Annotated in this window: 10 protein-coding genes; 5 read left to right on the forward strand and 5 right to left on the reverse strand. The window is 34.3% G+C overall.

The genetic code is table 11. The features are described from left to right. The first annotated feature begins 75 nt into the window (after positions 1 to 75). The 5 genes from F3D3_RS20610 to F3D3_RS24305 all read left to right on the forward strand — a co-directional run bounded on the left by F3D3_RS20610 (position 76) and on the right by F3D3_RS24305 (position 3,251). Complete coding sequence (locus F3D3_RS20610) at positions 76 to 426, forward strand: helix-turn-helix domain-containing protein (protein ID WP_069876326.1); 351 nt, start codon at positions 76 to 78, stop codon at positions 424 to 426. Continuing rightward, complete coding sequence (locus F3D3_RS20615) at positions 416 to 1,303, forward strand: ImmA/IrrE family metallo-endopeptidase (protein WP_069876327.1); 888 nt, start codon at positions 416 to 418, stop codon at positions 1,301 to 1,303. Before F3D3_RS20610 ends, F3D3_RS20615 begins: the two co-directional genes overlap by 11 nt. Next, positions 1,303 to 2,007 carry a hypothetical protein gene (locus F3D3_RS20620; protein WP_069876328.1) on the forward strand — a complete coding sequence of 235 codons (705 nt, stop codon included), beginning with the start codon at positions 1,303 to 1,305 and terminating at the stop codon, positions 2,005 to 2,007. The genes F3D3_RS20615 and F3D3_RS20620 overlap by 1 nt, the downstream gene beginning before the upstream one ends. Before the next feature lie 176 nt (positions 2,008 to 2,183). Then, on the forward strand, positions 2,184 to 3,020 hold the full coding sequence (locus tag F3D3_RS20625; protein WP_069876329.1) for an HD domain-containing protein: 837 nt from the start codon (positions 2,184 to 2,186) through the stop codon (positions 3,018 to 3,020). A gap of 9 nt (positions 3,021 to 3,029) precedes the next feature. Beyond that, a complete protein-coding gene (locus tag F3D3_RS24305; RefSeq protein ID WP_069876330.1) occupies positions 3,030 to 3,251 on the forward strand; it encodes a hypothetical protein in 222 nt (73 codons plus the stop codon). Between the two features lie 273 nt (positions 3,252 to 3,524). Here the strand turns inward: F3D3_RS24305 and F3D3_RS20635 are convergent, their stop codons facing one another. The 5 genes from F3D3_RS20635 to F3D3_RS20655 all read right to left on the reverse strand — a co-directional run. After that, entirely contained in the window at positions 3,525 to 3,962 is a 438-nt protein-coding gene (locus F3D3_RS20635) for a hypothetical protein (RefSeq protein ID WP_069876331.1), read from the reverse strand. 17 nt (positions 3,963 to 3,979) lie between these two features. Further along, positions 3,980 to 4,303 (reverse strand): hypothetical protein, encoded by a 324-nt coding sequence (locus F3D3_RS20640; protein WP_069876332.1) that lies wholly within the window; start codon positions 4,301 to 4,303, stop codon positions 3,980 to 3,982. Next, positions 4,300 to 5,082, reverse strand: coding sequence for an IS21-like element helper ATPase IstB (istB, locus tag F3D3_RS20645; protein WP_084389208.1), 783 nt, complete (start codon positions 5,080 to 5,082; stop codon positions 4,300 to 4,302). Before istB ends, F3D3_RS20640 begins: the two co-directional genes overlap by 4 nt. Then, complete coding sequence (istA, locus tag F3D3_RS20650; protein ID WP_069876333.1) at positions 5,070 to 6,587, reverse strand: IS21 family transposase; 1,518 nt, start codon at positions 6,585 to 6,587, stop codon at positions 5,070 to 5,072. The genes istB and istA overlap by 13 nt, the downstream gene beginning before the upstream one ends. Before the next feature lie 184 nt (positions 6,588 to 6,771). Beyond that, a partial coding sequence (locus tag F3D3_RS20655) for a Mu transposase C-terminal domain-containing protein (RefSeq protein ID WP_175438438.1) occupies positions 6,772 to 7,233 on the reverse strand: 462 nt, incomplete at its 5' end.

Consider the following 7,233-nt stretch of genomic DNA (forward strand, 5'->3'; position numbering starts at 1 on the left):
ATTTGCAAATTATATACTTTGGATATATAATTGTTGTATAGATAAGTAGAAATGTTTTTGAAAGGAGAGTTATTTATGTCAAAAATCAACATTGATAAACTTGCAAAGGTATGTTTAAAATATAAAAAAGAAAATCAATTAAATCAAAATCAAATGTCGGAGTTATTAGCAATTAATAATCAGATTTATGGGAAGATTGAGAGAGGACAACATTTGCCTAAATTGGATCAATTAGAAAAGATACTAGAAATTACAGGTAATGATTTTACAGATATTCTTATTTCTGAAAATAAGCCAGATGTAATTGTTGCATTGAAAGGTGAAGCAAAAACTGATGAAGAAACGAAAATTTTTGACGAGTTGATAGAAATGATTTTATGTTTGGATAAACATAAAAATTTAAGGGAAAACAACTATGGCAGATAATAATAAGATAATATTGAAGCCAAATGAAGAGTTGGATATTGTTGAACTGGTTAAATCTAAGCGAAGATCTTTAGATTTGGGTATGGGACCAATTGGCGAGAAGATTTTTACTGTATTTAGAGATAATAATATTCAGCTGCTGAATTTTGATCTGGAACTTAAAAACTCTAGTGGTTTAGCAGCTTTTTATTTAGAGAAAAAAAGTACTGTTACTGATTTGGAATCATACTACATTGCGATAAATACATCGGAACCATTAGATATGCAAATCTTTAATGCTTGCCATGAGTATTATCATCATATTGACGATAATGAAAAAACATTGCATCTTCAACGGATATCAGAACCTGATGATGATTTGACAAATGCTAAAGCCAATAGATTTGCTGCCGAATTTTTATTGCCTACAGAAACTCTAGTAACCTTAGTTAAGAAACATAACAGAGGAAAAACAAATTTAGAACTTTGGAACGAAAATGCTTTGCTAAGATTGATTGTTCAAGTACAAATAGACTTTCAAGTTCCATACAAAATGATTGTTAAAAGACTTAGTGAAATTGAAGCAATTACCACAAGTTTAAAGGGTGAGTTGTTATCTATTAATGATAGAGATAGTTACAGTATTTACTATAAAATTGGTATAACAATAAATGAATATATTTTCTCTAAGCTGAATAGAGCGACGAATAAAAGTGGTGTGGACACTGAAGCATTAAATGTGATTTTACAAAATTTTGATGAAGAGACTATTACCGTAGATTCCGCAATAAAAGATTTAGAAATTTTCGATAAAAAATTAGAAGATTTTGGTTATGATATTAATGTTCTGGAAGACGATATTGATGAAATAGCTGAGTTGTTTGGAGATGATGACTAATGGCGAAAGTGATCATTCCAAATCAAAAATTTATTGATTTATTAATAGATAAGAGTCAAACGGTTGTAATAGATGCTAATTTGATAATTCCGCCAGACCGATCAAGTATTAAGCTTAGTCATGCAGCAAGCTTAAAGTTGTCATTTGACAAGTATAAAGAGGATTTTCTTAATCCGCTATTTAGCGTGTTTCCGAGCATTGCAATACATGAAGCCGTCTATGCTGAAATAATAGAAACTGATGTGATTAAGGAATACATTGACCATAAAATTGAAAGTAAAACAATTACTTTGTTAAGGGATCAAGATTTATCGTCTGAAGAAGAATCTCTTAGGAATACTGTTGAAGGAAGCATAGCTCAGTTTACAAATTATAATCCATATATCGATAATAGAAAAGACCGAGGCGAAGTTAAGTCATTGTCATATGCAGTTGCAAAAGAATTAGTATATTTTTCAACTAATGATTCAAATGCAATTTCATTAATTTTGAGACAGGAACTAGAACCATATTTACATTCGCTTGGGGCTATTAAAGTTTATGAACTCATTTTTGCTATTCGGATATTTCATGGTAATTTAAAAATCCTGAAAGGATTATACAAACTTCTTTATTATCTTACAGCAAGAGAAAAGGAAATAAATCATGATTGGGCAACTTTCTGTGATGAGTGCGAAAAAGAGTATAGAGAATATTGTAATTGATTTTTTTCAATATCCCAAAGACCAAACAAATCCGTAAGACTTTGTGAGGGCAAGCTTCCACATTGTCATACAATGTGCTTGATGGGATTCTCCCATACCCTATAAATACTTGGGACTGGGTCCCAAACCCTAATTATAGAACATAATAAGTTTATTTGAACTTTGGAGGAAATCAGATGTTTGCAACTAACAAGATACAAAAAAAGGCTTCGCAGAAACTAAAAAAAATTGTTGATGAAACGCACTCAACAGTTGCTGAAAATCTTGAAGATATTTATAAAAATTCAGTGGGCAATTATAAAGAACTGATGAATGCAGAAGTTAAAGATCTTAAGAAGTACAAGAATCAATTAAAAATAGATATAAAAGAAGTTGAAAACACCAAAAAAAACAGAAAACAATTAAAAGAAATGAAGAAGTTGAAAAAGAAAATAGCTGGTAAGATAGAAACATATGAATCATACATTGGGGGATACGAATATAAAAAAAAGCTTAAAAAACGAAGTCAGATAATTATTAACCATTCGTTGTGTGTTTTATCTATTGCTAATGAAATAAATGAAATTATTGCTGAACCACTTGATAGCAAATTGATTGAGTGTGTTTCTATAATGCATGATTCATATAAGTTAGTTGACAAGTCATACAGACATTCTTCGAACTCAGCTTATTTGTTTAATGAATTACATGGGGAAAAGTTCTTTTCAAAAATAGGTGATAATGATGCTAAAATAATAGTTAAAGCGATAAATTTGCACAATAAACCTGAAAAAATTTATGCAGGGACTGAATATTCACAAGAAGAAATTTTGGCAAGTATACTACATGATGCAGATAAAATTTCTAAACTATATAAGAAGAAAAATTGGATGAAGAAGAAGACGTATCTGAGTCCGAAAGATTATGAGAAAAATATTGATAAAATCAGAAAAAAATTACGTTTATTAGAGTCGGAAAAGATTATTGAAAAGCACGTAGAGTCTTTGATAGAGAGAAAATTATATTATGTTTAAATAAAGAAGGTGATAGAGATTTCAAATAAAGTAAAACGAATTAATCTAAGAGTAACAGAAAAAGATTATGAAATGATAAGCAAAAAAGCAAAAAAAGCAAAACTAAATATAAGCCAATACGTATCCCTGTCAGCACTTGACAGGGATATTGTTGTTTTTGAGGATTTAAAAGAGTTAATTCATCAATTATCCTACATTCCGCTGAATAGGTTACAAAAATCCAACATTTAAATCCAACTATTTTTAACCTCAACTAGAACCTTTGATAAAGGTCTCAAGTGGTATATCTAAATAGTTTAATATTTTTATAAGAGATTCGTCTAAATTATTGGCATAACTACGCTCCCACGGTTTGTTTGGGTGTTTTATAACACGCACACGTGTTGATTGTCAAGTAGAATTGACCCACTTTTTCACTTAAATCTGACCCACCCTTGAATTATTAATAGGTGGATCAGGTTTCTTTATAAATTCTAATATTCACACTGTGAATTGACCCACTTGTTACTGGGTAATGATTTGATAACCTGCACTTTTTAAAGAGGTCTGGTCAATAATCATTGTCTTTGATGATGGTTCAAGTATGATATACTTGCTTAACTCAAGCAATCGGTCTCCCAATAGCTCTTGAATAAGCTTTTCCATCGCTTCAGTACGATTACCTAGCATTTGGTTTTTCTGGTGATACTCAGGTTCTATGGATACAGGGGAACAGAGTTCTTCCATGCTCAAAAAAACATTGTCTTTGTTGGATTTTTCTTGGTACATAAAGCTATCCGTGTCTTTATCATATACAAATTTCGGATGATTCTTTATTCTTTTTATGATAGCTAACGGATATTTAATGCCGTGGTCACTAATAAGTTCATAAGCAGCCATACGACCTTCATCATTATACTTCTGGGCTATGCTGATCAATTCAGCGTCTTTTATTTTACTCATGGCTTGCTTCCTTTCGTTTAAAGAGGGATCTCATCAGTTGCAGTATCTGACGTTATGTTTGCACCATGTAGCTTTGCAAGATAGACTTCCTGGTCTTGTGGCGTTAATTTTGTAAGATTCTCGATAATCTCTTGTTCATAACGATAAACCTCCAAGAAATTCAGCGGTCTACCATTTTCCCCACAGCTCAGAGAGCCATTTTCATAAGCACTGTTGCCATCAGATACCCATTTTCGAAGGGCAACTTTTTCCGCGTCAGTCATCACCGTGATAGCTTCGTATGCCTTTAATTCTTCTATTAGTAGCTCTGTACTTGTATGGTCCTCTATTCTTGAATTCATTCTATATCCTTTCTTGTTTTAACACTGTATTTTGACCCTTTGACACGATAGCTATCACCCGTTATACTAAGGACATGACAATGGTGAAGCAATCGATCAAGAATGGCAGTTGCAGCCAATTGCCCAGTAAACAATTCGTTCCATCTACCCATTGGTAGATTGGTCGTAATAATGAGGGAGCGTTTTTCGTATCGTTGGCGAATGATCTGGAAAAACAAGCTCTCTCTTTCTTTGTCCATACTTATATAAGATAATTCATCGACAATCAAAAGGTCGATCTTATTTATATTTTCTAATGTTTCTGGTAACGTGCCTTTAAGCATTTCATCATGAAGACGATCAACTAATGCCTTTGCATTAACAAACAAGACACGATGTCCATTCTTGCAAGCATTTCTACCGATTCCAGTTGCTATCATGCTTTTTCCAACACCAGGTGGACCAATGACAATGATGTTTTCATTGGCTTCCATGAAACGTAGTGAACCTAATTCTTCAATCTTATCCCTGTCAATGGTTGGATTAAAGTCATAGTCAATCTCTTCAAGTTTTGACGTCGATTCAAAGCAAGCTTTATCCAATAATCTTTCGTAGCGACGACTTTTCTTACCTTCTTCTTCAACAGAGAGTAGTCTTACTAGAAAATCTAGATATCCCATAGATGCAGTCTCAGCTTCATCAATTAGTTCGGAGTATTGCTCTCGTACGTCAACCAGTTTAAATTTTTTCATCATTGCTTCGATATAATCTGTTTTATTTTCGATGACTAACTGTTGCATGCTGGTTCCTCCTCTATAGCGAAGTCATAGTAACTACAATCCCTTGTAAGTGCAGGATTATCATCACAATAGTCAACTTCTTTAAGACTATCTGCTTGGTCCAAAGGAAGCTCTCGATTACCGCTGTTGTAATCTCTCAAGAGGCTACGAAAAGATTTAATATCCATCTTGTTTTCATCAACAGCTACACCTATAAAAGCATCTAATACATGGTCATCATACAACTCCTGTAATTCCATTATTTTTCTCGCATAGTGTGTTGGCTGATCAAACTTTCGTCCCGCTGCTTCCAAATATCGGCCTCCATTAGTGAACCTTCCGGTGAAATCTCTTCGAATCTGTGGGATGGAGGTGCTCACTTTTTGAGCTATTGCTTCGTAATGCTCGCTATTAGAAATAGTGTCATATCGTTTTTCAGACTGTTCTAAACTTAGGATATAGTTTTCTTTTGAATCATAGAGTTCAATCCGAAAGCCATAGATAAGTCTATACTTCAGTGTTTTTCCAACATATTTCACCGGAACACTATATTTATTAGTGTCTATGCTGATGAAACTATCTGGACTTATAATCCTTTTATTCAATTGTTTCATTCGGTAATGAGACGCGGGGAGTGGTTGTAGCACTTGCTTTTCTTCTAACAGGTAGTGCTGGTTTGGAATCCGCTTTGTTGTTGCATGCTTTTCATCACACCAATCATCCACGAATTTTTTACCACGATGGTTGAGTTCTTCCATGGTTGCAAAGGAATTTCCTTTAATAAACTGTTCTTGAATAAAGGAAAATGGTCTTTCTACTTTACCTTTTTTTCTTGGCCAATAACAGGGGCATGCATTTAGCTCCGTGCCAAGATGTTTTGCCATCATGAGGGCATGAGTGTTGTACTTAACTTCATCTTCAGATTTAGGTTTATTTTCAATAACAAGAGCCTTTGGATTATCAATCAGTAATTCCAAAGTTACGCCACCTAGATGATCAAACAATTCTTGAATGGCCTCATAAATGGATTCTGCATCAACCTTAAGGGAGAAGCAAACTGCTTTTTTTCTTGATGCTGCTAAGATTATGGCAAAACAATATACCTTTCGATATCTGTTGCCAACAATCACATCATATTCAGTCCAGTCGAACTGTGCTTGATCGCCCACCGGACTTTCATGTCTGACCGTTGCTTTTTTACTGATGTGTCCTCCAACATCTTCATCAACTTTTTTCAGAAAGCGATATATAGGACCGATACTTCCCATATAGCCTCTCTTTTTGAGTTCTCTAAAAATTCTTGTTCCGTTGAATTGGCAAGGTTCACATCTCCACTCAATAATCTGTTCTTTGAAAGAGTTGATCTTACTTTCATACTCAGTTCGCTGATATTCAGGTGGTTCTGATAATGCCAGTAACTTTTTAACTGTATTTTTTGATATGCCAAGTAGTMTGGCCGTAGCTCGTTTGGACTTTGTTTGCTTGTACACGCGCTGTACAGCTGCCCAATCTTCCAAATTTTTCACCTCTTTTTTCCTCCTGCTGCATGTTAGACATGCATAAAGGATTATAATTGTTTTTCAGAGGTGGGTCAATTCACAGTGTTAAATTTTCAAGGTTCAGTGTATAATCAAAATATATAGAACTCAATTTTCACCCTGTTAGTGGGTCAATTTTAAGCGTTAAACCGGGGTCAGTTTTAAGTATAAATCAACACACGTCGCAAAAGTTGCCAATTCGAATAGGCTTCGCTTCGAACGATTCTATACCCGGATAAGAAACCGTGAGGATTTCTGGAACCATCGGATCATAGGAAATCTCAACAGTAGCACCAATCAAAGTAGTACTGGTTTCATATTTGAGACCACCTACACTGATACAGGCTCCTTTATCCACGACTCGTGTTTCATGATGTAAGAATGCTTCCCCAACCAGACCAGCATCCAAGAACGTTAACAATCTGGAATCACGGTTCCACTCCTGTCTAGGACTGATGCCTTCAGCTGAAACAATTGAACCAAGGCTCTTATAGTACTCCGCTATACCATCATGAGGCTTGTTGTGGTAGTATTCTTCCAACCAGACATTCCAAAATAGGTTTAATTCTTCAAGAGTCTTTATCGTTTGTGCATTAGCTTCGGCTAAAAATGCGTTTACAGATCTAGTGAAGAC

This window comes from Fusibacter sp. 3D3, from assembly GCF_001748365.1.
Classification (GTDB): Bacteria; Bacillota; Clostridia; order Peptostreptococcales; family Acidaminobacteraceae; genus Fusibacter_A.

Coding starts and splice junctions, on each gene's coding strand:
- F3D3_RS20640 (WP_069876332.1), bottom strand. CDS start 4,303: ATGAATTCAAGAATAGAGGACCATACAAGTACAGAGCTACTAATAGAA.
- F3D3_RS20635 (WP_069876331.1), bottom strand. CDS start 3,962: ATGAGTAAAATAAAAGACGCTGAATTGATCAGCATAGCCCAGAAGTAT.
- F3D3_RS20615 (WP_069876327.1), top strand. CDS start 416: ATGGCAGATAATAATAAGATAATATTGAAGCCAAATGAAGAGTTGGAT.
- F3D3_RS20620 (WP_069876328.1), top strand. CDS start 1,303: ATGGCGAAAGTGATCATTCCAAATCAAAAATTTATTGATTTATTAATA.
- F3D3_RS20625 (WP_069876329.1), top strand. CDS start 2,184: ATGTTTGCAACTAACAAGATACAAAAAAAGGCTTCGCAGAAACTAAAA.
- F3D3_RS20610 (WP_069876326.1), top strand. CDS start 76: ATGTCAAAAATCAACATTGATAAACTTGCAAAGGTATGTTTAAAATAT.
- istB (WP_084389208.1), bottom strand. CDS start 5,082: ATGCAACAGTTAGTCATCGAAAATAAAACAGATTATATCGAAGCAATG.